This window comes from Streptomyces sp. NPDC051020 (assembly GCF_040683105.1).
Taxonomy (GTDB): Bacteria; Actinomycetota; Actinomycetes; order Streptomycetales; family Streptomycetaceae; genus Streptomyces.
This window is the reverse complement of sequence record NZ_JBFBCG010000081.1, coordinates 1-21,766: the sequence shown is the minus strand read 5'-3', so window position 1 is coordinate 21,766 and position 21,766 is coordinate 1. Positions and strand designations below refer to the sequence as shown.

The 21,766-nt window shown below is 70.3% G+C and carries 21 protein-coding genes and 1 other RNA gene; 17 read left to right on the top strand and 5 right to left on the bottom strand.

All coding sequences use genetic code 11. The features are described from left to right. Window positions 1-486 (top strand): LPXTG cell wall anchor domain-containing protein (locus AB0N06_RS31250; protein WP_366138065.1); only part of this gene is annotated, 486 nt, incomplete at its 5' end. 110 nt (window positions 487-596) lie between these two features. Here the strand turns inward: AB0N06_RS31250 and AB0N06_RS31245 are convergent. Further along, window positions 597-797, bottom strand: coding sequence for a hypothetical protein (locus AB0N06_RS31245; RefSeq protein ID WP_358859323.1), 201 nt, complete (start codon window positions 795-797; stop codon window positions 597-599). Window positions 798-1,066: 269 nt separating this feature from the next. Between AB0N06_RS31245 and ftsE the strand changes: the two genes are divergently transcribed. The 5 genes from ftsE (at window position 1,067) to ssrA (ending at window position 4,948) form a co-directional block, all read left to right on the top strand. Then, window positions 1,067-1,756, top strand: a complete 690-nt coding sequence (gene ftsE / locus AB0N06_RS31240) for a cell division ATP-binding protein FtsE (RefSeq protein ID WP_366138064.1) — start codon at window positions 1,067-1,069, stop codon at window positions 1,754-1,756. 23 nt (window positions 1,757-1,779) lie between these two features. Beyond that, a complete protein-coding gene (ftsX, locus tag AB0N06_RS31235) occupies window positions 1,780-2,697 on the top strand; it encodes a permease-like cell division protein FtsX (protein ID WP_366138063.1) in 918 nt (305 codons plus the stop codon). A gap of 68 nt (window positions 2,698-2,765) precedes the next feature. Then, window positions 2,766-3,974, top strand: coding sequence for a S41 family peptidase (locus AB0N06_RS31230; RefSeq protein WP_366138062.1), 1,209 nt, complete (start codon window positions 2,766-2,768; stop codon window positions 3,972-3,974). A gap of 18 nt (window positions 3,975-3,992) precedes the next feature. Continuing rightward, a complete protein-coding gene (smpB, locus tag AB0N06_RS31225; protein WP_366138061.1) occupies window positions 3,993-4,481 on the top strand; it encodes an SsrA-binding protein SmpB in 489 nt (162 codons plus the stop codon). Between the two features lie 97 nt (window positions 4,482-4,578). Beyond that, window positions 4,579-4,948: a transfer-messenger RNA gene (ssrA, locus tag AB0N06_RS31220) on the top strand. A gap of 87 nt (window positions 4,949-5,035) precedes the next feature. Here ssrA and AB0N06_RS31215 read toward each other — a convergent pair. After that, the gene (locus AB0N06_RS31215) at window positions 5,036-6,247 is read right to left on the bottom strand and encodes an MFS transporter (RefSeq protein ID WP_366138070.1); all 1,212 of its coding nucleotides are present in this window, start codon (window positions 6,245-6,247) and stop codon (window positions 5,036-5,038) included. Between the two features lie 132 nt (window positions 6,248-6,379). Between AB0N06_RS31215 and AB0N06_RS31210 the strand changes: the two genes are divergently transcribed. Beyond that, the gene (locus AB0N06_RS31210; protein WP_366138060.1) at window positions 6,380-7,345 is read left to right on the top strand and encodes a LysR family transcriptional regulator; all 966 of its coding nucleotides are present in this window, start codon (window positions 6,380-6,382) and stop codon (window positions 7,343-7,345) included. A 20-nt stretch (window positions 7,346-7,365) separates the two neighbouring features. Here the strand turns inward: AB0N06_RS31210 and AB0N06_RS31205 are convergent, their stop codons facing one another. Next, a complete protein-coding gene (locus AB0N06_RS31205) occupies window positions 7,366-7,656 on the bottom strand; it encodes a hypothetical protein (RefSeq protein WP_366138059.1) in 291 nt (96 codons plus the stop codon). Window positions 7,657-8,006: 350 nt separating this feature from the next. Between AB0N06_RS31205 and AB0N06_RS31200 the strand changes: the two genes are divergently transcribed. The 3 genes from AB0N06_RS31200 to AB0N06_RS31190 are packed head-to-tail and all read left to right on the top strand — an operon-like array spanning window position 8,007 to window position 12,130. Next, window positions 8,007-8,672, top strand: coding sequence for a hypothetical protein (locus AB0N06_RS31200; RefSeq protein WP_366138058.1), 666 nt, complete (start codon window positions 8,007-8,009; stop codon window positions 8,670-8,672). Then, window positions 8,673-10,865, top strand: coding sequence for a bifunctional polysaccharide deacetylase/glycosyltransferase family 2 protein (locus AB0N06_RS31195; RefSeq protein WP_366138057.1), 2,193 nt, complete (start codon window positions 8,673-8,675; stop codon window positions 10,863-10,865). Continuing rightward, window positions 10,862-12,130 (top strand): acyltransferase, encoded by a 1,269-nt coding sequence (locus AB0N06_RS31190; protein ID WP_366138056.1) that lies wholly within the window; start codon window positions 10,862-10,864, stop codon window positions 12,128-12,130. The genes AB0N06_RS31195 and AB0N06_RS31190 overlap by 4 nt, the downstream gene beginning before the upstream one ends. Before the next feature lie 10 nt (window positions 12,131-12,140). On the opposite strand, the gene AB0N06_RS31185 is transcribed toward AB0N06_RS31190, so the two are convergent. Further along, window positions 12,141-12,701, bottom strand: a complete 561-nt coding sequence (locus tag AB0N06_RS31185; RefSeq protein WP_366138055.1) for an anthrone oxygenase family protein — start codon at window positions 12,699-12,701, stop codon at window positions 12,141-12,143. A gap of 211 nt (window positions 12,702-12,912) precedes the next feature. On the opposite strand from AB0N06_RS31185, the gene AB0N06_RS31180 reads away from it, so the two are divergent. Continuing rightward, window positions 12,913-13,476, top strand: coding sequence for a GNAT family protein (locus tag AB0N06_RS31180; protein ID WP_366138054.1), 564 nt, complete (start codon window positions 12,913-12,915; stop codon window positions 13,474-13,476). Between the two features lie 29 nt (window positions 13,477-13,505). Here the strand turns inward: AB0N06_RS31180 and AB0N06_RS31175 are convergent, their stop codons facing one another. Beyond that, entirely contained in the window at window positions 13,506-14,048 is a 543-nt protein-coding gene (locus AB0N06_RS31175) for a GNAT family N-acetyltransferase (protein ID WP_366138053.1), read from the bottom strand. A 123-nt stretch (window positions 14,049-14,171) separates the two neighbouring features. Between AB0N06_RS31175 and AB0N06_RS31170 the strand changes: the two genes are divergently transcribed. The 6 genes from AB0N06_RS31170 (at window position 14,172) to AB0N06_RS31145 (ending at window position 21,578) form a co-directional block, all read left to right on the top strand. Beyond that, window positions 14,172-14,783: a CGNR zinc finger domain-containing protein gene (locus AB0N06_RS31170; protein ID WP_366138052.1), complete on the top strand. Its 612-nt coding sequence runs from the start codon at window positions 14,172-14,174 to the stop codon at window positions 14,781-14,783. A gap of 120 nt (window positions 14,784-14,903) precedes the next feature. Then, on the top strand, window positions 14,904-15,491 hold the full coding sequence (locus AB0N06_RS31165; protein ID WP_366138051.1) for a sigma-70 family RNA polymerase sigma factor: 588 nt from the start codon (window positions 14,904-14,906) through the stop codon (window positions 15,489-15,491). Beyond that, entirely contained in the window at window positions 15,488-16,396 is a 909-nt protein-coding gene (locus tag AB0N06_RS31160; RefSeq protein WP_366138050.1) for a zf-HC2 domain-containing protein, read from the top strand. Before AB0N06_RS31165 ends, AB0N06_RS31160 begins: the two co-directional genes overlap by 4 nt. A gap of 160 nt (window positions 16,397-16,556) precedes the next feature. Next, window positions 16,557-18,956: a UvrD-helicase domain-containing protein gene (locus AB0N06_RS31155; RefSeq protein ID WP_366138049.1), complete on the top strand. Its 2,400-nt coding sequence runs from the start codon at window positions 16,557-16,559 to the stop codon at window positions 18,954-18,956. A 489-nt stretch (window positions 18,957-19,445) separates the two neighbouring features. Next, entirely contained in the window at window positions 19,446-20,882 is a 1,437-nt protein-coding gene (locus AB0N06_RS31150; RefSeq protein ID WP_366138048.1) for an NAD-dependent malic enzyme, read from the top strand. Between the two features lie 414 nt (window positions 20,883-21,296). Continuing rightward, window positions 21,297-21,578 (top strand): HU family DNA-binding protein, encoded by a 282-nt coding sequence (locus tag AB0N06_RS31145; RefSeq protein WP_003968811.1) that lies wholly within the window; start codon window positions 21,297-21,299, stop codon window positions 21,576-21,578. The last annotated feature ends 188 nt before the right edge of the window (window positions 21,579-21,766 follow it).

The following is a 21,766-nucleotide window of genomic DNA, read 5'->3' as shown; positions in this document are numbered from 1 at the left end:
AAGGACCCGACGGACCCGCCGACCACTGACCCGACGGACCCGCCGACGAAGGACCCGACGGACCCGCCGACCACTGACCCGACGGACCCGCCGACGAAGGACCCGACGGACCCGCCGACCACTGACCCGACGGACCCGCCGACCACTGACCCGACGGACCCGGGTCACGGAAACGGTGGCGGCAACGGTAACGGTGGCGGCAACGGCAACGGTGGCGGCAACGGCAACGGTGGCTCCACCGACGGCTCCACCGGCGGCGACGGCGGCGGCTGCACCGTCGACCTCGACGGCACCGTGTGCGCGGACAACACCGACACCGACTCGGTCGGCAACCAGCCGGTCGAGCAGGGCAAGGGCAAGGACGAGCTCGCCGAGACCGGTGCGGCCGAGACCACGTTCCTGCTGGTCGGCGCCGCGACGATGATCGCCGGTGGCATCGGCTTCCGGATCCTGCCGCGTCTGGTGAACGGTCGTACGGTCGCCTAAGGCCTCTGGCTGCCAGGTACACCTACGTACGTACACAGAAGGGCCCGGGACATGTGTCCCGGGCCCTTCCACGTACTCTCACTCCCGCCGTACGGGCGGCTGCGGGCAAGCTACACGGTCTGGTGCGCCAGCAGCGCCAGCGCGCCCACCAGCACCACCAGCAGGGCGACCAGCATCGCCGGGCTCAGCCCCGCGAACGGTCCCTGGCCCTGATCCTGCTGCAGCCGTGCGCGGCTGGCCCGGCATACGGGGCATCGGCCCTCGTTGACGGGTGCCGCGCAGTTTGCGCACACCAGTCGGTCATAGGTCATGCGCTTTCCTCCTCCCGCGCGGCGGAGCCGCATACGCCTTCTCTCCGCACAACGCTCCTGGAAACGCATCCGTTCCCCCTCCACTGTGCCAGGTCACGCGGAATTCGGCGCGGCCCGCCCGGGAACGCCCGGTCCGTTCCGGTTCCGGTTGCGCCCTCACCCGGTTCCGTTCCGCCATAAATCGCCCATCACAGGACGCGCGCCTGCACGGCTGAGCTCGGTTCGCGTATGGTCACGCACACCTACTCCCGGCCGACCGTGGTGCATCCGTGATCCGATTCGACAACGTCTCCAAGACCTACCCGAAGCAGAGCCGTCCCGCTCTACGGGATGTGTCTCTCGATATCGAGAAGGGCGAGTTCGTCTTCCTGGTGGGCTCCTCCGGCTCCGGCAAGTCCACCTTCATGCGGCTCATCCTCCGTGAGGAGCGAGCCAGTCAGGGCGCGGTCCACGTCCTCGGCAAGGACCTCGCGCGCATCTCCAACTGGAAGGTGCCGCACATGCGCCGCCAGCTGGGCACCGTCTTCCAGGACTTCCGTCTGCTCCCCAACAAGACCGTTGCGGAGAACGTGGCGTTCGCCCAGGAGGTCATCGGCAAGCCGCGCGGCGAGATCCGCAAGGCGGTTCCGCAGGTCCTCGACCTCGTCGGGCTCGGCGGCAAGGAGGACCGGATGCCCGGTGAGCTCTCCGGTGGTGAGCAGCAGCGCGTGGCGATCGCGCGGGCGTTCGTGAACCGCCCCATGATGCTGATCGCGGACGAGCCGACCGGCAACCTGGACCCGCAGACCTCTGTGGGCATCATGAAGCTCCTGGACCGGATCAACCGGACCGGGACCACCGTCATCATGGCGACCCACGACCAGAACATCGTCGACCAGATGCGCAAGCGCGTCATCGAGCTGGAGAAGGGCCGTCTCGTACGCGACCAGGCCCGCGGCGTCTACGGCTACCAGCACTGAGCACCGAGCACTGAAAGGACGCCATGCGCGCCCAGTTCGTCCTGTCGGAGATCGGCGTCGGCCTCCGTCGCAACCTCACGATGACCTTCGCGGTCGTCGTCTCCGTCGCCCTCTCGCTCGCCCTGTTCGGCGGCGCGCTGCTGATGCGCGAGCAGGTCAGCACGATGAAGGACTACTGGTACGACAAGGTCAATGTCTCGATCTTCCTCTGCAGCAAGAGCGACGCGGAGTCGGTGCCGAAGTGCGCCAAGGGCGCCGTCACCGCACAGCAGAAGAAGGAGATCGAGAACGACCTCGACAAGATGAAGGTCGTCGACACGGTCACGTACGAGTCGGCCGACCAGGCGTACAAGCACTACCAGGAACAGTTCGGCGATTCGCCGATGGCCGGCAACATCACGCCGGACCAGATGCAGGAGTCGTTCCGGGTCAAGCTCCACGACCCGAAGAAGTACAAGGTCGTCGCCACCGCCTTCGCCGGACGTGACGGGGTGCACTCGGTCCAGGACCAGAGAGGGATCCTGGACAACCTCTTCGGTCTGATGAACGGCATGAACGTGGCCGCGCTGTTCGTGATGGCGCTGATGCTGGTCATTGCGCTGATGCTGATCGTGAACACCGTCCGCGTCTCGGCGTTCAGCCGGCGCCGCGAGACGGGCATTATGCGGCTCGTCGGCGCCTCCGGCTTCTACATCCAGATGCCGTTCATCATGGAGGCAGCGTTCGCCGGTCTCATCGGTGGCGTGCTCGCCTGCGTCATGCTGCTGGCCGGGCGATACTTCCTGATCGACGGCGGGCTGGCGCTCGAGTCGAAGCTCAACCTGATCCACTTCATCGGCTGGGACGCGGTCTTCACCAAGCTGCCGCTGGTCCTCGCGATCGGTCTGCTGATGCCCGCCGTTGCCGCGCTCTTCGCGCTCCGCAAGTACCTCAAGGTGTGACATGAGCCCCGTGGGGCGTGCGGCCAACCGGCCGTGCGCCCTCGGGGCGTTGTCCTAGACTCGTCGCCATGTCGGGCCCTACGCATCGTCTCCCGCCCCGCGGCTTCGGCCGCGGGGCGGCCCTGACATTGGTCTTCGCGAGCGTCCTCGCCACGGCCGCGGCCACCGGGTCGCTGCCGCAGGGTGAGGAGAGGGCCGCGGCGATGAAGGCCCGTTCCGTCGCCTCCACCGTCGACCGCGACGAGATCGCCGCCGCGGCGGCCGAGGCGGTGGCCGACGGCAAGTCGAGTACGGAGGCGGCCGAGGCGGTCGTCAGTCGCAGCGGGGACCGCTGGGGCGCGGTGTACGACGAGCGGGAGTACGAGGAGTTCGAGCAGGCCCTCGACGGCTCCTACACGGGCGTCGGCCTGGCCGCGAAGCGATCCGCCGACGGACTGGTCGCGGTGGCCCGGGTCCAGCCCGGCGGCCCCGCCGACCTGGCCGGCATCGAGCCCGCTGACCTGCTCCGTACCGTCGACGGACGCCGGGTCGACCGGCGCTCCGTCTCCGAGGTGGTCGCCCTGCTGCGCGGGGACCGTACGAGCGCTGCCGTGGGGACCACCGTCGTGTTGGTGGTCCAGCGCGGCGTCACCGGCCCGGCCAGGACACTGACGCTGACCCGGGCCCGGCTCACCACCGAGGCCGTCACGGTCCGCAGGCTCGGGGCGAAGCAGCTCGGACCGGACCGTTCCGATTCCTCCGCGGCTGTACTGATCAAGGTCGACTCGTTCACCAAGGGCTCGGGCGCCAGGATCCGTGACGCCGTCCTGGACGCACCGGCGGGCGCCGGGGTGCTGCTCGATCTCCGGGGCAACTCCGGAGGGCTGGTCACCGAGGCGGTGGTCGCCGCCTCCGGATTCCTCGACGGCGGACTGGTCGCCACGTACGACGTGCACGGTGTGCAGCGTGCCCTCTACGCCACGCCGGGCGGTGACACGGACCGCCCGGTCGTCGTCCTCGTCGACGGCGGCACCATGAGTGCGGCCGAGCTGCTGACCGGAGCCCTCCAGGACCGGGGCCGTGCGGTCACCGTCGGCTCGCGCACCTTCGGCAAGGGGTCCGTGCAGATGCCCAGCAAGCTCCCGGGCGGCTCGGTGGCCGAGCTGACCGTCGGCCACTACCGCACGCCGGCGGGCCGCAGCGTCGACGGCCGCGGCATCACCCCGGATCTCGTGGTCACCTCCCGGGCCCTCCAGCGGGCCGAGACAGTATTGAGTGGCCTCGGGGGCGGGTCGTAGTGCGAAAATGGCTGCACTATGGCTAAGGAAAAGGACACAGGGCGCAAGCTCATCGCGCAGAACAAGAAGGCGCGGCACGATTACCACATCCTCGACACCTACGAGTGCGGCCTCGTACTGATGGGTACCGAGGTCAAGTCGCTGCGGCTGGGCCGGGCCTCGCTGGTGGACGGCTTCGTCCAGATCGACGGGAACGAGGCGTGGCTGCACAACGTGCACGTCCCCGAGTACGTGCAGGGGACCTGGACCAACCACTCCGCCAAGCGCAAGCGCAAGCTGCTGATGCACCGGGCCGAGATCGACAAGCTGGAGTCGAAGTCGCAGGAGACGGGGCACACGATCGTGCCGCTCGCGCTGTACTTCAAGGAGGGCCGGGTCAAGGTCGAGATCGCGCTCGCCAAGGGCAAGAAGGAGTTCGACAAGCGGCAGACGCTGCGGGAGAAGCAGGACCTGCGCGAGACGAACCGCGCGATCTCGGCGGCCCGGCGGCGGCAGCGGAGCGCCTGAGCGAGGCCCGCCGGGAATAGGCTGGCACCGTCGCACGTTGGTCACGTACGATGGCACTGCACCCCACAGCGGGTGCGTGCATTTGAAAAAACAACATGGGGATGATCGGTTTCGACAGCGGATGTCGAAGCAGGGGAAGCGTGTCGAGGAAGCGGCAATGATCTCGTAAACCATATGTCGCAACCAATAATCGCCAACACCAAGCGCGATTCCTTCGCCCTCGCTGCCTAAGTAGCGACTTGCGAAGTGTCAGCCCGGGGGTGATCCCGACCCGGATCCTGGCATCATCAAGGGATCTAAACTTCTAGGCCCGGTCACGGGGCCTGGAAGGAAATCAAACAGTGACTGAGCCCGTCGGAGACTTGTTCGCGTGATTTCCGGGGCCGAGAAAAGCGCAGCGAACTGCACACGGAGAAGCCCTGATTCTGCACCGTTGGACGCGGGTTCGATTCCCGCCATCTCCACAATTCCCATGTGAACGAGGACCCCGTTGCCCACCGGCAGCGGGGTCCTCGTTCTGTGTGCGGGTACGGCGCCCTCGCGCCGGTGCGGGGTCACGCGCCATTGCCGCGTACGCGGATCCCGGTCGCCGCCACCGCGAGCGCCAGCCCCGCCGCGCACACCGGCACCATGTACGCCGTGACCGTCCCGGCGTGCTCCACCATCCAGCCGCCGGTCGCCGAACCGGCCGCTATTCCGCCCAGCAGCGCGGTGACGGAGAGCGTCATGCCCTCGTTCAACCGACCCTCGGGGGTCAGCCGCTGCACCAGCGTCATCCCGGTGACCATCGTCGGCGCCGTCGCCGCGCCGGCCAGCAGCAGACTTCCGGCCAGCGCAAGCAGCGAATCGGTCGCGGAGGCGGCGAGCAGCGGCAGGGACATCAGCGCCGTCATCCCCGCCAGGCACCACAGGAGCCGCCGCCGGATGTCCACGGCCGGGCGCAGCGACCCGTACAGCAGTCCCGCCACGCACGAGCCGCCCGCCTGGAGCGCCAGGATCGCACCTCCGGCGTGCGCGATCGTGACGACCTCCATGGCGCCGAAGACCGCGCCGGTGGCCAGGAAAGCGGCGAGCAGTGCGGGCATGCCCCGGGTACGCAGCGGGGAACCCGCCCGCGTGCCGGGCGCCACCGGGGGTTCGGTGGCGCGCTGAGCGGCGAAGATGAGCATGCCCGTCATCAGCAGCACCGCACCGATGAGTGTCCCGCCCTCCGGGAAGAGCGCCGCGCACAGGAACGCGGCGAGGGCGGGGCCGAGCATGAAGCACAGCTCGTCCGCGGCCTGTTCGAAGGAGTTCGCGGTGTGCAGGGCGGCCGGGTCGCCGCGGTGCAGATGGGCCCACCGGGCACGGGACATGCCGCCGGTGTTGGGGGTGGTGGCGGTCGCGGCGTAGGCGGCGAAGAGTGTCCAGTCCGGGGCGTCGTAGTGCACGCAGAGCAGCAGCGCGAGCGAGCCGAGTACGGCGATCGCGGTGGCGGGCACGGCGATCCGGGCCTGGCCGTACCGGTCGACGAGCCGGGCCGTCCAGGGCGCGACCACGGCGGTCGCGACGAGCCCGGTCGCGGTGACCGCCCCGGCCAGGGCGTACGAACCGCGCGACCCGGCGATCATGACGATCGCGCTGACGCTGAACATGCCCATCGGCAACCTGGCGATCAGATTGCCCGCTGTGAAGGCGCGGGCGCCGGGGGCGGCGAGCAGTCGGCGGTACGGGTTGGTGGAGGCGCGGCGGACGGGAGCGCCGGTCCGCGGGGCGATCACCAGCATGTCCCCGGAGACGGCATGCAGGGGCGTGGTGGGAGTGTCGTCAGGCATGGCTCAACCCTCGCGGTGGCAGGCCCGTGCGGTCCAACACCTGCTCCGCACCCATTCACGCACCTGTGTTGTAAGTTCGGGCCCGTGGCCTCATCCGATATCGATCCACGGCTGCTGCGCGCCTTCGTCGCCGTCGCCGAGGAGCTGCACTTCACCCGTGCCGCCGCCCGGCTCTACCTGGCCCAGCAGGCACTCAGCCGCGACGTCCGCCGACTGGAGCGCGAGCTCGGTGCGGAGTTGTTCGTACGGAGCACCCGCCAGGTCTCCCTCACACCCGACGGCGAACGGCTGCTGCCGCAGGCCCGCCGGGTGATCGCCGCCCACGAGGACCTCCGCGCCGCCTGGGCGGTGCAGACGCGCCCGCTGCTGGTTGACGTCAGCGTCCCGATCGGGACGGGGCACCGACTGCTCGGGCTGGCCCGCGACGAGGCACCGGGAGTGGAGTTCGTGGCGCGCTATCTGAGCGGGCTGACGGGGGCGGCGGCGGAGATCCTGGCCGGGCGGCTCGACGTCTCCTTCGGCCGGGTCGCGGGGCTGGATCCGGCGGTACGGGCGGGGCTGGCGCATCAGCCGGTCTGCTTCGAACGGCTGACCGTCCTGCTGCGCGACGACCATCCGCTGGCCTCGCTCGCCCAGGTCCCGATGGGGGCGCTGGCGGGGGAGCGGCTGTACGCGGCGGCGGGCAACCCGGCCACGGCGGAGTGGACCGACCTCGCGGAGCGGCTCTTCGCGGGGCGGGGGATCGAACTGGTGGCCCCGTTCCCGGAGATCGTGGGGGAGGAGGAGTTCGTCCGGGTGGTGCGGAAGCAGGGCTGGTCGGTGCTGGCGAGCACCGAGTTCATCGAGGTGCCGGGGATGGTCGTACGGCCGCTGGTCGACCCCGTACCGCTGTCACCGGTGTCGCTGGTGTGGCGCAAGGGGCTGAAGCACCCGGGGGTGGACGCGCTGCGGCGGGTCGCGGCGAGGGTGACGGCGGCGGAACGGGGGCTGGAGGCACCCGCCGGGAGCTGGCTTCCCGAGGGCGATCTGGCACTGATGTCGCAGAGGTGAAGGGGCGGCCCGGAGGCGGCTCAGCGGGTCGGGCGGCTGCGGCGACGGCCGCCGGAGAACGCCAGGCCGGCGAGTCCGGCGACGAGCACCACGAACGGGACGGCGGCCGCCACCGGTCCCGCGTCCTCGATACGCTCGTGCAGCGAGGGGACCTGGCCCAGGGCGAAGAGGCCGATGCCGGCCATGCCGATCCCCCAGGCCCGGGGGCGTGCCACGTGTCCGGACAGCCACGGAGGCAACCATCGCAGGACTACCGCGGCGCAGCCGGACAAGGTGGCCGCGAGGCCGACCGTGATGAGGATGACCGACATGCCGTTCTCGATTCTTGTGAAGTGCCCGCACGATAGGAACACTCGTCCGGGAGGAGGGGCCGATTGGCCGATCGGCTGCTCAACGATCCATCAACTCCCGAACGGATAAACATGGATCTGGCGTGCAGTTTTGGACCTGTCGACCGGTCCCGGGCCGTGCGAAAACGGTATATCTCGCACCGTGAGCATCACCCGTTCAGGGCTATTTTCGTCAGCTTCGTGCGCCACATTCATCCTCAGGGTGCAAGGTGCTGAGGGGCGCGCGGGCTGGGTGGGGGCCCGGTTCGCCGGTACGAGACCGGCTCAAACGCGCGCGCCCGTTTATCCGAGTGGGAGTTGTGCCTACACCCGTGGAAAATTGGCGTGAAGGTGCCCGGTCCGGGCCCACGCACGAATGGAACGACGTCACCGTCCAGCGCGACGGTCTCGGGCGTCAGCTCTCCGAGCTCTCGGTCGAGCCGGGAGCCCCCGAAGGCTCCGACGGTCCGGTCTTCGTCGACGAGAGCGGCCGGCGCAGCAAGACGTTCAGGCGTCTGGGCTGGGTCCTTGCCGCAGTCTGCGCCTGTTACGCGGTGGCGCTGGTCGGCGCCATGCTCAGCGGTAATTCCACCGCGCCGTGGCTGCCGATCTCCGGCCAGAAACAGCACAAGAAGGCGGAAGAGGTCCGGGTGCCGCCCACTCCGTCGGGCAGCGCGGACACGGTCGTGCCGGTGGGCGCGGCACCGGGCGCCGCGGTGGCGGATCCGGCGACCGACGTCCGCGCGAAGCCTTCGGGCAGTGCGGGGTCCAGCGCCCCGTCCGCGTCCGTATCCAGCAAGGCCCTGTCGAAGCCCACCGTCGGTGCCACCCACACGCGTGGCACCGGCGGCGGCACGAAGCCCGGCCCGGCGACGTCGGCCCCCGAGTCACCCGCAGCCACCACGACGCCGCCCGTCGATCCCAGTCCCACGCAGACGACTGCGCCGCCCACCGAGTCCCCGGATCCTCCCGTGCAAGAACAAGAAGGCACCCATTAGATGACCACCCCCGCCTCGCGGGGCAGGCACAACCGACGGAAGCGGAACCGGCGGCACAGGCTTCCCATGCGCTATCTGCTGCCGTCCGTATTCCTCGTTGCCCTGCTCGCCATGCTGATGCTGCGCGGTTACGTGCACAGCGAAATCCTCGCCGACCACCGCATTCAGGCCCCGGCGGCCACGGACCGTGTGCCCGACACAATCCTCGGCGGAGGTCCGGTCATCGATGCCCGGAGCGCCACCGGGCCCGCCAAGTCGCTGACCGTCCCCGATCACCGGATCGTGCTGACCTTCGACGACGGCCCCGACCCGGTGTGGACCCCGCGGGTCCTCGACGAGCTGAAGAAGTACGACGCGCACGGCGTCTTCTTCGTCACGGGAACCATGGCATCGCGCTACCCCGGACTCGTCCACCGCATGGTCGAGGAGGGGCACGAGGTCGGGCTGCACACCTTCAACCACCCCGATCTCTCCTACCAGTCCCACTCCCGTATCGACCGGGAGCTGTCCCAGAACCAGCTGGTGCTGGCGGGCGCGGCAGGTATCCGCACGTCCCTGTTCCGGCCCCCGTACTCGTCGTTCGCCGACGCGATGGACAACAGGTCCTGGCCGGTCACCCAGTACATCGGCACCCGCGGCTACCTCACCGTCGTCAACAACACCGACAGCGAGGACTGGAAGCGCCCCGGCGTCCCCGCGATCATCGAACGGGCCACGCCCAAGGACGGCAAGGGCGCCGTCATCCTGATGCACGACTCAGGCGGCGACCGGTCCCAGACCGTGGCCGCGCTCGGCGAGTTCCTCCCGCGCATGCAGCAGCAGGGCTACACGTTCACCAACCTCACCACCGCTCTCGGCGCCCCCAGCGCGCACACCCCCGTGACCGGGCTCGCGCTGTGGAAGGGCAAGGCGTTCGTGTACGCCGTCGGCCTCGCGGAGACCCTCACCGACGTGCTGGTGGCCGGGCTCGCCGTCATCGGAGTGCTCGTCATCGCCCGCTTCGGCCTGATGCTGCTGCTGTCCTTCCTGCACGCCCGGAAGGTCCGCGGGCGGGACTTCGGCCGGGGACCCGCGTTCACCCGTCCCGTCTCGGTGCTGGTGCCCGCGTACAACGAACGCGAATGCATCGCCAACACCGTGCGTTCCCTGGTGGCGAGCGACCACCCCATCGAGATCGTCGTCATCGACGACGGTTCCACGGACGGCACGGCGGACATCGTCGAGGCGCTGCGGCTGCCGGACGTCCGCGTCATCCGCCAGCGCAACGCCGGAAAGTCCGCCGCCCTCAACAATGGCATCGCGCACGCCCGTCACGACATCGTCGTGATGATGGACGGTGACACGGTCTTCGAACCCGCCACCGTCCGCGAACTCGTCCAGCCGTTCGCCGACCCGGAGGTGGGTGCCGTCGCCGGGAACGCCAAGGTCGGCAACCGTGACTCGCTGATCGGTGCCTGGCAGCACATCGAGTACGTGATGGGCTTCAACCTCGACCGCCGGATGTACGACATGCTGCGCTGCATGCCGACCATCCCCGGCGCGGTCGGCGCCTTCCGCCGCGATGCGCTGGACCGGATCGGCGGCATGAGCGAGGACACCCTCGCCGAGGACACCGACGTCACGATGGCGCTGCACCGCGACGGCTGGCGGGTCGTCTACGCGGAAGACGCCCGCGCCTGGACCGAGGCGCCGGAGACCGTACAGCAGCTGTGGTCGCAGCGGTACCGGTGGTCGTACGGAACCATGCAGGCGATCTGGAAGCACCGCCACGCCGTCATCGAACGCGGACCGTCCGGCCGCTTCGGGCGCGTCGGCCTGCCGCTCGTCGCCCTGTTCATGGTCGTCGCCCCGCTGCTCGCGCCCCTCATCGATGTCTTCCTGCTGTACGGGCTGGTCTTCGGCCCCACCCAGAAGACCGTCGTCGCCTGGCTCGGTGTCCTCGCGGTGCAGGCCGTCTGCGCCGGGTACGCCTTCCGGCTCGACCGGGAACGCATGACGCATCTGATCTCGCTGCCCCTCCAGCAGATCCTCTACCGGCAGCTGATGTACGTGGTGCTGCTCCAGTCCTGGATCACCGCACTGACCGGCGGTCGGCTGCGCTGGCAGAAGCTGCGCCGTACCGGAGTGGTGGAAGCACCCGGCGCGATGGTGAGCCAGCGCAGGCGTGTCGACGATCGGAGGCCCGTCGCATGACGAGCAGCTGCACCCCCGCATTCCCCCCGCCCCACCCGGTCCCGGCTCCGGTGCCGGGACAGTCCGCCGCACCGCCGTCGGAGACCACCGCCGCACCCGCCCCGAAGAGGCCGGGCCGAGACCGCTATCTCGACCTGCTGCGCGCCGTCGCCCTCGTCCGTGTCGTCGTCTTCCACACCTTCGGCTGGGCCTGGCTGACGGTCGTGTTCCCCTCCATGGGTGTCATGTTCGCCCTCGCGGGGTCGCTGATGGCACGCTCACTGGACCGCCCCGCCCCGGCTGTCGTCCGCGCCCGGCTCCGCCGTCTGCTGCCCCCGATGTGGGTGTTCGCCGCGGTCGTCGTCCCGGTCATGTTCGCCCTCGGCTGGAAGCCCGTGAAGGAGGAGGGCATCTGGTGGTTCATCAAGCTGGGCTGCTACCTCCTTCCGGTCGGCGCCCCGCCGTATCCCTGGGAGAGCGGATCGACGGGCGGCTTCCTGGAGGTGTCCTGGGCGGACCAGGCCGTCGGCCCGCTCTGGTACATCCGGGCCTACCTCTGGTTCGTGCTCGCCTCGCCGCTGCTGCTGAAGGCCTTCCGCAGGATGCCCTGGCCGACGCTGCTCGCCCCGCTCGGCCTCACCGCCGTGTTCGGCACCGGACTGGTCACCGTCCCCGGGGAGACCGGCGAGGGGATCGTCGACTTCGCGGTGTTCGGCTCCTGCTGGATTCTCGGCTTCGCCCACCACGACGGGCTGCTGAAGAAGATCCCGCGCTATCTGGCGGTCTCGCTCGCCGCGCTCACGATGGCGTTCGGACTGTGGTGGGCCTCGGCGCACCTGACGGAGGAGGGCTGGAATCTCGACGAGATCCCGCTGGCCCAGGCGACCTGGTCGCTCGGCTTCTGCGCGATCCTGCTCCAGTACGCACCGTCCTGGCAGCAGCTCCCCGGCAGGCTGGCCCGCCTGGACCGCCTGATCACCCTCGCCAACAACCGCGCGGTGACGATCTACCTCTGGCACAACCTGCTGATCATGGCGACCTCGCCGCTCATCGACCAGTTGTGGACCGTCCCCTGGGTCGGTGATCACCTCGGTACGTACATAAGCGACTCGTACGTGGAACTGATGCTGGTCCTGGTCTGGCCGCTGCTGGCGCTGATGATCCTCGCGGTCGGCTGGGTCGAGGACGTCGCGGCGAAGCGCAGCCCCCGGCTGTGGCCGACCGGTGCGCCCAGGAGGCCGACCGGTGCGTCCAGGAGACGGAGGAAGGCGCCGGTCCCGCAGTGATAGTCCCCCGCTACCAGCCGGCGCCGGACCCGGCTGCGGACGCCACGTACGCGGAGTCCTGAGGGCGCAGACGGGCCGTCAGGACCAAGGCGCGCAGGAGCAGGGCGAGCGCGCCGGTGCACAGGACGGCCCGCACGGCGTTCCAGGCGACCCACGCGTCCTCGAACCGTTCCCGCACGGCAGCGGGATCGGTGATCCGTGCCGGATTCCCCGCGTCCGCAAGGGTGTTGTTGAGCGGGACGGAGACCCCCGAGGTGAGCAGGAAGGCGGCGGCGTACACCGCGAGCGCGGCGAGGATCCACCGGCGGGGGCCGGGGGAGCGGCGCTGTTGCCAGGCGGCGACGCCGGTGAGGATCAGCGCCCCGAAGAAGCCGGCGAAGAAGACCGGGTTCTGGATGACGTCATTGATGTTCTGCATGACCTCGATGAACGTCCGGTCGTCGCTGCGGCCGAGCGCGGGCATGACCGCGTACGAGAAGACCTGGAACGCGCCGGCGACCAGGCCGGTGGCGACGGCCGCGCCGCCGAGGACGAGGTGGTGGAGGCTGCGGGTGGGACGAGTGGTTGTCATGTCTTCCAGTGAAGTCGCGTGGGTGGCGCCGCTCCATCGTTCAGACGCGCAGCTCCATACGCGGGCGTCCAGGACGGACCCGGGACGGGCCGGCACGGCGTGCCGCAACGGATGCGGGAGCGGAACGACCGGCGGAAACCGGCGTCGTGACGGGGAGTGAGCGGTGAGCGCGGTCGTGCGGGCCGCAGGCGCGCCGGGCTACCGTGCGGGGATGATCCATGACACTCACCGGCTCGACGCGGAGGTACGACTCCGTCCCGCCACCCCGGGCGACGCCGCCTCGCTCGCCGATGCACTGACTCGCAGCCGTACGTACATGCAGCCCTGGGAACCGGTACGGCCCGACACCTTCTACACCGAGCAGGGCCAGCGGGAGCGCCTGGCCGGGATACTGGCGGACCGTGAGGCGGGGCGGGTGATGCCCTGGGTGATCGCCGATGCCGAGGACCGTGCGGTCGGCGGTTTCACGCTCTCCAACATCGCGCTCGGACCGTTCTGCAGCGCCGTGCTCGGCTACTGGGTCGATGTCACGTACGCCGGACGCGGTCTGGCCACCGCCGCCGTGCAGCGGATCTGCACCCTGGCCAGGGACGAACTGCGGCTGCACCGGGTGGAGGCCGGGACCGTGCTCGACAACGTGGCATCCCAGCGGGTGCTCACCAAGTGCGGCTTCGAGGAGTTCGGTACGGCTCCGCGCTATCTGCACATCAACGGCGAGTGGCGGGACCACCGGCTGTTCCAGCGGATCCTGCACGACGGCCCACCGGCAGGCTGAGTCCGTCGGCCCTGCGCGCCCCGGCCGGTCTACGCCGCCTGCCGGACGTGCAGATGCCCGTCGAGCGGCCACGGCGCGCGGGCCGGGAGGATCTCCGCGAAGGCGTATCCGCACTTGACCGCGACCCGGCACGACGCTTTGTTGTCCTCCTGGTGGATCAGTTCGAGCCGTCGAAGGCCGTCGTCGGCGAAGGCGGTGAACGCCCAGCCGGTGAGCGCTTCGACCGCCTGCGGGGCGATCCCGCGCCCGCGCGCCCACACCGCCGTCCAGTAGCCGACCTCGGCCGAACCGGATCCGGGGTGCGGGTACTTCAGCACCACACCGCCGACCAGTTCGTCACCGCGCTCCGTGTCGACGACGGCGAAGCTGAACCGGGTGCCGGTCTCCCGGCCCTCGGCCTGCATCCGCAGCCAGCGTTCCGCGTCCGCCTCGTCCGTCACGAGATGCCACAACCACGTGCGCATCGCCGGATCGCGGTGCGCCTCGACCAGTGCCGGTATGTCGTCCTGGCGCCAGGGCCGCAGCAGCGGGGGTCCGGCCGAGGTGGCGGCCGCGCCGAGATCGTCGCTCATTCCCCCACCGTACGCGGTGAGTTCGGTGGCGGCCCGTGTGGTGGGAGGGGTTACGGGCCGGGTCGCCGAGGGGCACTCTGGTGGTGGCTCCCACCGGCGAACTCCGGAGGCGGTGACATGCGCATGGCGGCAGGCAGGGGCTCGTGCGACTGGCGGTTCGACTCCGGGCGGCTCTGCCTGGACCTGGTGGCGACGGGAATCGGACCCTCCGGTGCCTGCGAACTGCTCGACGGGACCGACCGGCTCGCCGACTGGCTGGTGGCCGCCGGACTCGTACCGAAGGGCACATGTCTCGACGCCGTCGACGAGACCTGGCTGCTGAAGTTCCGCCTGCTGCGGACGGGCGTCGACCGGCTGCTGACCGCCGAGCTCGGTGGCCACGGCGCCGAGGGCGTGCTGGAGCGGGTCAATGAACTCGCCGCCGCGCCGCCGCCGGGACTGCGGGCGGTGCGCGCCGGGAACGGTGTTCTGGTACGGGCGCTCAGTGCCGAGCCCGAGTGCGGGGCGCTGCTGGCCGCCGTCGCCCGCGACGTCGTGGAACTCCTGACGGACCCGGCTGCCCGGGCCGGGCTCCGCCGCTGCGAGGGCGACACCTGCCGACGGCTCTACCTCGACACGTCGCGGGGGAGGCGCCGCCGCTGGTGCTCCAGCGAGGTGTGCGGGAACCGGGAGCGGGTGGCCCGGCACCGGCGGCGGGCGGCGGCGCTCGCGGCCCCGGCGGATGTGTCCGCGTGAACCGTCGTGCACAGGTACATCGTGTCCACGTAAAAATCTCGAACGGCTTTGAATGGATCGCGGCCCGCCTCCGTATTCGATGACCAAGGAGCTCCACCGGGTCTCGACCGGGAGGTTCGGGTGCGCAAGGATGCGGCCGTGGCCGATGACCGTCCGCACAGGGCTCGACATCGCAGTGAACCGCCCGCGTCACCCTCCGCCGTTCCGGACGAGGAGCTGATGCGGGCGCTCTACCGCGAACACGCCGCACCGTTGTTCGCGTACGTGCTCCGCCTCGTCGCCGGCGACCGTCAGCGGGCCGAGGACGTGGTGCAGGAAACGCTCATCCGTGCCTGGAAGAACGCCGGTCAGCTCAACCGGGCGACCGGCTCTGTCCGCCCCTGGCTGGTGACGGTCGCCCGGCGCATCGTCATCGACGGCCACCGCAGCCGGCAGGTCCGGCCGCACGAGGTCGATCCGTCGCCGCTGGAGGTCATTCCCGCGGAGGACGAGATTGACAAGGCGTTGTGGCTGATGACTCTCGCGGATGCGCTCGACGATTTGACCCCTGCCCATCGGGAGGCGTTGGTCGAGACCTACTTCAAGGGACGTACGGTCAATGAGGCCGCCGAAGTGCTCGGCATACCCAGCGGCACGGTGCGGTCCCGGGTCTTCTACGCACTGCGCTCGATGAAGCTCGCACTCGAAGAGAGGGGGATCACGGCATGAGCGACCACGAGTGGGAGCCTTTCGGGCCGCGGCCGACCGGCCCCTCCAGCCCCACCGGCCCCACAGGTCCGCGTGGCCGCCCCGTGTTCCCCCTCGGTCCGGGCAGCTTCGGCGGTTCCGGCGGTTCCGGTTCCGGCGCGGCGGTGGAAGGGCCGGAGCACGACGCCGCCGGTGCGTACGTCCTGGGCATCCTGGACGACGCCGAAGCGTCCGCCTTCGAAGCACATCTGGCGGGCTGCGCGCTCTGCGCCGCCCATCTCGACGAGTTCGCCGGGATGGAACCCATGCTCGCGATGCTCGCCGAGGCCCCCGCCACCGTGCCGGGCGCCCGTCCCGTCCCGTACGTCCCGAAGCCGCCCGCATCCCGGGTGCTCGACCGGCTGATCGACGAGGTCGCGGCCGAACGGGCCCGGCGCAAGCGACGCGGCAGGTATCTGGTGGCGGCGGCAGCGGCGCTGATCATCGGTGGTCCGGTCGTCGCGGTCATGGCCACCGGCGGCGACAGCGGCACGACCCAGGCGGCCGACCCGCACCCCACCAGCCCCGCCGAGGACGCGTTCTTCCACCACGTGCAGGAGAAGGTGCGGGCGACCGACCCCACCACCAAGGTCGCCGCCACCGTCGGCATGGAGAAGAAGGCGTGGGGCACGCACGCGGTGCTGGAGCTCAGGAACGTCAGGGGTCCGCAGAAGTGCAGCCTGATCGCCGTGTCCAGGAGCGGCGAGGAGGAGGTCGTCACCTCCTGGTCCGTCCCGAAGTGGGGCTACGGCATCAAGGACTCCACGCACCCGTCCGCGAGGTACCCGCTCTACGTCCACGGCGGCGCGGCGATGGACCCCGCCGACATCGACCATTTCGAGGTGCGGACCTTCGACGGCAAGCGGCTGGTGGACATCGACGCGTAGGGATGGCAGCAGGGAATCGGGCCGTGGACGCACCCGCCCTCGGGGTCCGACGCGCAATCGATACCTGCGACGCGCATGATCCGGGCCCGCCGCAGATGCGCGGCGGGCCCCCTTCGCATAAGGTTGACGGCTGCCCAATGCACGTCAGAAGGGGGCCTCGGTGGCCGCGCAGGATGCCGCTGTCGATTCGTTGCGGGACCGGGAAATCGGTGTCGAGCAGGAACATCTCGACCGTGTCTATCACCGCCTTGAGGAGAAGATCCACGAGGCGGAATTCCTCATGAACGATGCCGTCAAGCGCGGTCAGGTCGGAACCCCGGGTGCGCTCGCCGAGCGCGACGCCCAGGTGTTCCGGGCCGGGATCCACCTCAACCGGCTGAACAGCGAGTTCGAGGACTTCCTCTTCGGGAGGATCGATCTGCTGCTCGGCAAGGACGGTGAGCGCGGTCCGGACGGCGCGTACACCTCCGTCGAACCGGCCGACGACGCCGTATGCGACGACAGCACCGCCGACATCGCGGAGACGCTCCACATCGGCCGGATCGGGGTCCTCGACGCCGACTACGCACCGCTGGTCATCGACTGGCGGGCACCGGCCGCCGCGCCGTTCTACCGGTCGACGCCGAAGGATCCGGGCCGGGTGGTGCGACGCCGGGTCATCCGCTCCAAGGGCCGCAAGGTCCTCGGGGTCGAGGACGACCTGATGCGCCCGGAGCTGGCCGCGTACAAGGACGGCCACAAGCTGCCCGTGATCGGTGACGGCGCGCTGATGGCGGCGCTCGGCCAGGCCCGCAGCCACACCATGCGGGACATCGTCTCCTCCATCCAGGCCGAGCAGGACCTGGTGATCCGGGCGCCCGCCGCCTCCGTCACCGAGGTCTCCGGCGGTCCCGGCACCGGCAAGACCGCCGTGGCCCTGCACCGCGCCGCGTACCTGCTCTACCAGGACCGGCGGCGGTACGCGGGCGGCATCCTCGTCGTCTCGCCGACCCCGCTCCTCGTCGCGTACACCGAAGGGGTGCTGCCCTCGCTGGGAGAGGAGGGGCAGGTCGCGATCCGCGCGGTCGGCTCGCTCTCCGACGAGGCGGCGGGTGTCGAGGGCGCCACCACGTACGACGAACCGGCCGTCGCGCGGATCAAGGGCTCCTCCCGGATGCTCCAGGTGCTGCGCAAGGCGGCCCGCGGGGCGCTGGAACAGCCGCGGATCCCGGGCGCGCCGCAGAACGAGCAGGACGGCCAGCTGTCGTTCGGCGAGCCCGAGGAGTCCGGGGACGGGGCTGCCGCGCCCCTTACCACCCCCACCCGGCTGCGCGTCGTGGCCTTCGGCGCCCGCGTGGAGCTGAACGCCGACGAGCTGCACCGCATCCGGCAGTCCGTCCTGGGCGGCAGCGCCCCGGTCAACCTGCTGCGCCCGCGTGCTCGCAGGCTGCTTCTGGACGCCCTGTGGAACAAGTCCTCCGGCCGGGGCCGCTACACCGACCCGGAACTCGCCGCGGAACTGCGTACCTCCTTCGACGAGGACGTTTCCACCGAGACGCCGTTCCTGGAGTTCCTGGACGCCTGGTGGCCCGAGCTCACCCCGCGCGGGGTGCTCGCCGCGATGGCCGACGAGAAGCGGCTCGGCCGGTGGGCGCGCCGGGTCCTCAACCAGGGCGAGGTGCGCCGCCTCGCCCGCTCGCTGAAGCGGCTGGACAGCGCCGGCCAGGGCCCCCTGTCCGTGCACGACGTGGCGATCCTCGACGAGCTGCACACCCTGCTGGGCACCCCGCACCGGCCGAAGAAGAAGCGCGAGTTCGATCCGCTGGACCAGCTCTCCGGTCTGGAGGAGCTGATGCCGCAGCGCGAGGAGACCCAGCGCGAGCGGGCCGAGCGGCTCGCGGCGGAACGCACGGAGTACACGCACGTCATCGTCGATGAGGCGCAGGACCTGACGCCCATGCAGTGGCGCATGGTCGGCCGCCGCGGCCGGACGGCCACCTGGACGATCGTCGGCGACCCGGCGCAGTCCTCCTGGTCGGATCCGGACGAGGCGGCCCAGGCGCGCGACGAGGCGCTCGGCAAGCGCCCGCGCCGTCACTTCACGCTCACCGTGAACTACCGCAACCCGGCGGAGATCGCGGAGCTCGCGTCGAAGGTGCTGGCGCTCGCGATGCCCGGCATGGAGTCCCCGGCCGCGGTCCGCTCGACGGGCGTGCAGCCCCGCTTCGTGGCCCTGCGCGACGGCGATCCGGCCGGGACCGTACGGGAGGAGGCGCGGCGGCTCCTCGGCGAGGTGGACGGCACGGTCGGTGTCGTCGTCGCGATGCACCGGCGCGCGCAGGCCCAGAAGTGGCTGGCGGAGCTCGGCGACCGGGTGGTGGCGCTGGGCAGTCTGGAGGCGAAGGGCCTGGAGTACGACGCCACGGTGGTCGTCTCGCCCGCCGAGATCGCGGACGAGTCACCGGCCGGTCTACGGGTGCTGTACGTGGCACTGACCCGGGCGACGCAGCAGCTGACCGTGGTGTCGGGGGAGCGGGACCTGCCCGACGAGGACGGTGTGCCGGACCTGCTGAGGGACTGAGAGGAGCCCACAAAATGGGCGCCCGGCTCGCGCTCCCATTTTGTGAGTTCCTCTGAGCCGGAGGCCGGCGGAGGCGGGCGGAGACCGGCGGGGAGAAGTCAACCCGAGATGGGGGAATCACTTTTCCGGGGTCTTTGTTAGATTGGTGTCGGCACCGGCTCGATCCAAGCCCCCGGGCCCAACCTTCGTCGCTACGAGCGACCACTTGCCGCGAGGCGAGCATGGCGGGTCGGTGCCGCTCAAGTGAAAAGACAGACCCGTGTCACCTTCCGGTGGCGCGGGTCTGTTCTCGTTTGTGGCCCTGGCGTGTCCGTCGCCCCGGTGGGGGGTTCCGCCCAGCACCCTCAATCTCGTATGGTGGAAACCACTTTCCGAAACGCGACAGTCATTACCGGCTACTCATCAGTAGGTGCGAATATCGGGAAGCGTGTCCGAGGCGAACGCCCCGGCCGCGTGGCAATGAAGCTAGGGAAAGCGAAGGACTCGGCCATGGCAACGGCGCCCAGCGTCTCGTACTCGATGACGGTCAGGCTGGAGGTGCCCGCGAGCGGCACAGCAGTCTCCCAGCTGACCACGGCCGTGGAGTCCTCCGGCGGTTCGGTCACCGGCCTCGACGTGACCGCCTCCGGTCACGAAAAGCTCCGGATCGACGTCACCATCGCGGCCTCCTCCACCTCGCACGCGGACGAGATCGTCGAAGGTCTGCGCGACATCGAGGGTGTCGTGCTGGGCAAGGTCTCCGACCGTACGTTCCTGATGCACCTCGGCGGCAAGATCGAGATGGCGTCCAAGCACCCCATCCGCAACCGTGACGACCTCTCGATGATCTACACCCCGGGTGTGGCGCGGGTCTGCATGGCGATCGCCGAGAACCCCGAGGACGCCCGCCGCCTCACCATCAAGCGCAACTCCGTCGCAGTTGTGACGGACGGCTCCGCGGTGCTCGGTCTCGGCAACATCGGCCCGATGGCGGCCCTGCCGGTCATGGAGGGCAAGGCGGCCCTCTTCAAGCGGTTCGCCGGCATCGACGCCTGGCCGATCTGCCTGGACACCCAGGACACCGACGCGATCGTCGAGATCGTCAAGGCGATCGCCCCCGGCTTCGCGGGCATCAACCTGGAGGACATCTCCGCGCCCCGCTGCTTCGAGATCGAGGCACGGCTGCGCGAGGCCCTCGACATCCCCGTCTTCCACGACGACCAGCACGGCACCGCGATCGTCGTCCTGGCCTCGCTGACCAACGCACTGCGCGTGGTGGGTAAGGGAATTGGTGATGTGCGGGTCGTCATGTCCGGCGCCGGAGCGGCCGGTACGGCCATCCTGAAGCTGCTCATCGCCGCGGGCGTCAAGCACGCCGTCGTCGCCGACATCCACGGTGTGGTACACGCCGGCCGTGCGGACCTGCTCTCCGCCGACGCCGATTCGCCGCTGCGCTGGATCGCCGAGAACACCAACCCCGAATCGATGACCGGCACCCTCAAGCAGGCGGTCGTGGGCGCCGACGTCTTCATCGGCGTCTCCGCCCCGAACGTGCTGGACGGCGACGACGTCGCGGCGATGGCGGACGACGCGATCGTGTTCGCGCTCGCGAACCCGGACCCCGAGGTGGACCCGGCAATCGCTCGCCAGACCGCAGCAGTTGTCGCCACCGGCCGCTCCGACTTCCCGAACCAGATCAACAACGTGCTGGTCTTCCCGGGCGTCTTCCGCGGTCTGCTGGACGCTCAGTCCCGCACGGTCAACACGGAGATGATGCTGGCCGCGGCCCGCGCCCTCGCCGACGTCGTCGCCGAGGACGAGCTGAACGCCAACTACATCATCCCGTCGGTCTTCAACGAGAGGGTCGCGGGAGCGGTTGCCGGAGCCGTCCGGAACGCCGCGAAGGGCGTCGGGGGTGCTGTGACGGGCCCGGGGGACCTCGGCTGAACCACCCACTCACAGAACCCGCCACGGCCCCTGCCGGTGTCGCCCACGGCCGCGGTGCCCCCCACGTCGGCCTGACCGACGGCGCGTCGCGTGTCGCGGCACCCCGAACACCCCTTTAGGGTGGGCGGGCAGCGAGCCCCGCAGAGGTCCGCATCCGCTGCGGACCGCTTCAGGGAGTCAACGGAACGTCACCACGACGAGGCAGTGGCGCTTTTCGTGTGACTCCGGAGGGTGCCGGATTGGCTTTCCCGCCGCAGGTGGGGGCAGGATGCTTCCCCAAGGACTACGTCCAGGGGAGACCCCACAAGGCGCGAGGTCTCATGGCAGACCCGGTTTCGGGGACTGTCCGAGGGCCCTGGCAGCATCGGCTTCGATCTCACGCCTCACAGGCAAGAAGAACACGGGAGTAACAACATGAACCGCAGTGAGCTGGTGGCCGCCCTGGCCGACCGTGCCGAGGTGACCCGCAAGGACGCCGACGCCGTGCTGGCCGCGCTCGCCGAGACCGTCGGTGAGATCGTCGCCAAGGGCGACGAGAAGGTCACCATCCCCGGCTTCCTGACCTTCGAGCGCACCCACCGTGCCGCTCGCACCGCTCGTAACCCGCAGACCGGCGACCCGATCAACATCCCGGCCGGCTACAGCGTGAAGGTCTCCGCGGGCTCGAAGCTCAAGGAAGCCGCCAAGGGCAAGTAGGCCCCGTAGGCGCGGCGGAGGGCGGTCACCCTGGTCGGGGTGACCGCCCTCCGCCGTACCGCCCGCAGAAGCGGCCCTGAGCCCTTCAGTGGCCGCCGGACCCTTCCGGCGATCGAGAACGGGGGCCCGGGGGCCCGGTGGCGTGCGGCGGGGCAGGGGTACCGCGCGCTTGTGCCTGGGTGCTGGAC

Bases quoted from the DNA above. Each gene is read 5' to 3' on its own strand.
- AB0N06_RS31170 (WP_366138052.1), top strand. From the start codon at position 14,172: ATGGCGGCAGGCAGGGGCTCGTGCGACTGGCGGTTCGACTCCGGGCGG.
- AB0N06_RS31230 (WP_366138062.1), top strand. From the start codon at position 2,766: ATGTCGGGCCCTACGCATCGTCTCCCGCCCCGCGGCTTCGGCCGCGGG.
- AB0N06_RS31180 (WP_366138054.1), top strand. From the start codon at position 12,913: ATGATCCATGACACTCACCGGCTCGACGCGGAGGTACGACTCCGTCCC.
- AB0N06_RS31185 (WP_366138055.1), bottom strand. From the start codon at position 12,701: ATGACAACCACTCGTCCCACCCGCAGCCTCCACCACCTCGTCCTCGGC.
- AB0N06_RS31145 (WP_003968811.1), top strand. From the start codon at position 21,297: ATGAACCGCAGTGAGCTGGTGGCCGCCCTGGCCGACCGTGCCGAGGTG.
- AB0N06_RS31175 (WP_366138053.1), bottom strand. From the start codon at position 14,048: ATGAGCGACGATCTCGGCGCGGCCGCCACCTCGGCCGGACCCCCGCTG.
- AB0N06_RS31195 (WP_366138057.1), top strand. From the start codon at position 8,673: ATGACCACCCCCGCCTCGCGGGGCAGGCACAACCGACGGAAGCGGAAC.
- AB0N06_RS31190 (WP_366138056.1), top strand. From the start codon at position 10,862: ATGACGAGCAGCTGCACCCCCGCATTCCCCCCGCCCCACCCGGTCCCG.
- AB0N06_RS31215 (WP_366138070.1), bottom strand. From the start codon at position 6,247: ATGCTGGTGATCGCCCCGCGGACCGGCGCTCCCGTCCGCCGCGCCTCC.
- smpB (WP_366138061.1), top strand. From the start codon at position 3,993: ATGGCTAAGGAAAAGGACACAGGGCGCAAGCTCATCGCGCAGAACAAG.
- AB0N06_RS31205 (WP_366138059.1), bottom strand. From the start codon at position 7,656: ATGTCGGTCATCCTCATCACGGTCGGCCTCGCGGCCACCTTGTCCGGC.
- AB0N06_RS31160 (WP_366138050.1), top strand. From the start codon at position 15,488: ATGAGCGACCACGAGTGGGAGCCTTTCGGGCCGCGGCCGACCGGCCCC.
- AB0N06_RS31245 (WP_358859323.1), bottom strand. From the start codon at position 797: ATGACCTATGACCGACTGGTGTGCGCAAACTGCGCGGCACCCGTCAAC.
- AB0N06_RS31150 (WP_366138048.1), top strand. From the start codon at position 19,446: ATGGCAACGGCGCCCAGCGTCTCGTACTCGATGACGGTCAGGCTGGAG.
- ftsX (WP_366138063.1), top strand. From the start codon at position 1,780: ATGCGCGCCCAGTTCGTCCTGTCGGAGATCGGCGTCGGCCTCCGTCGC.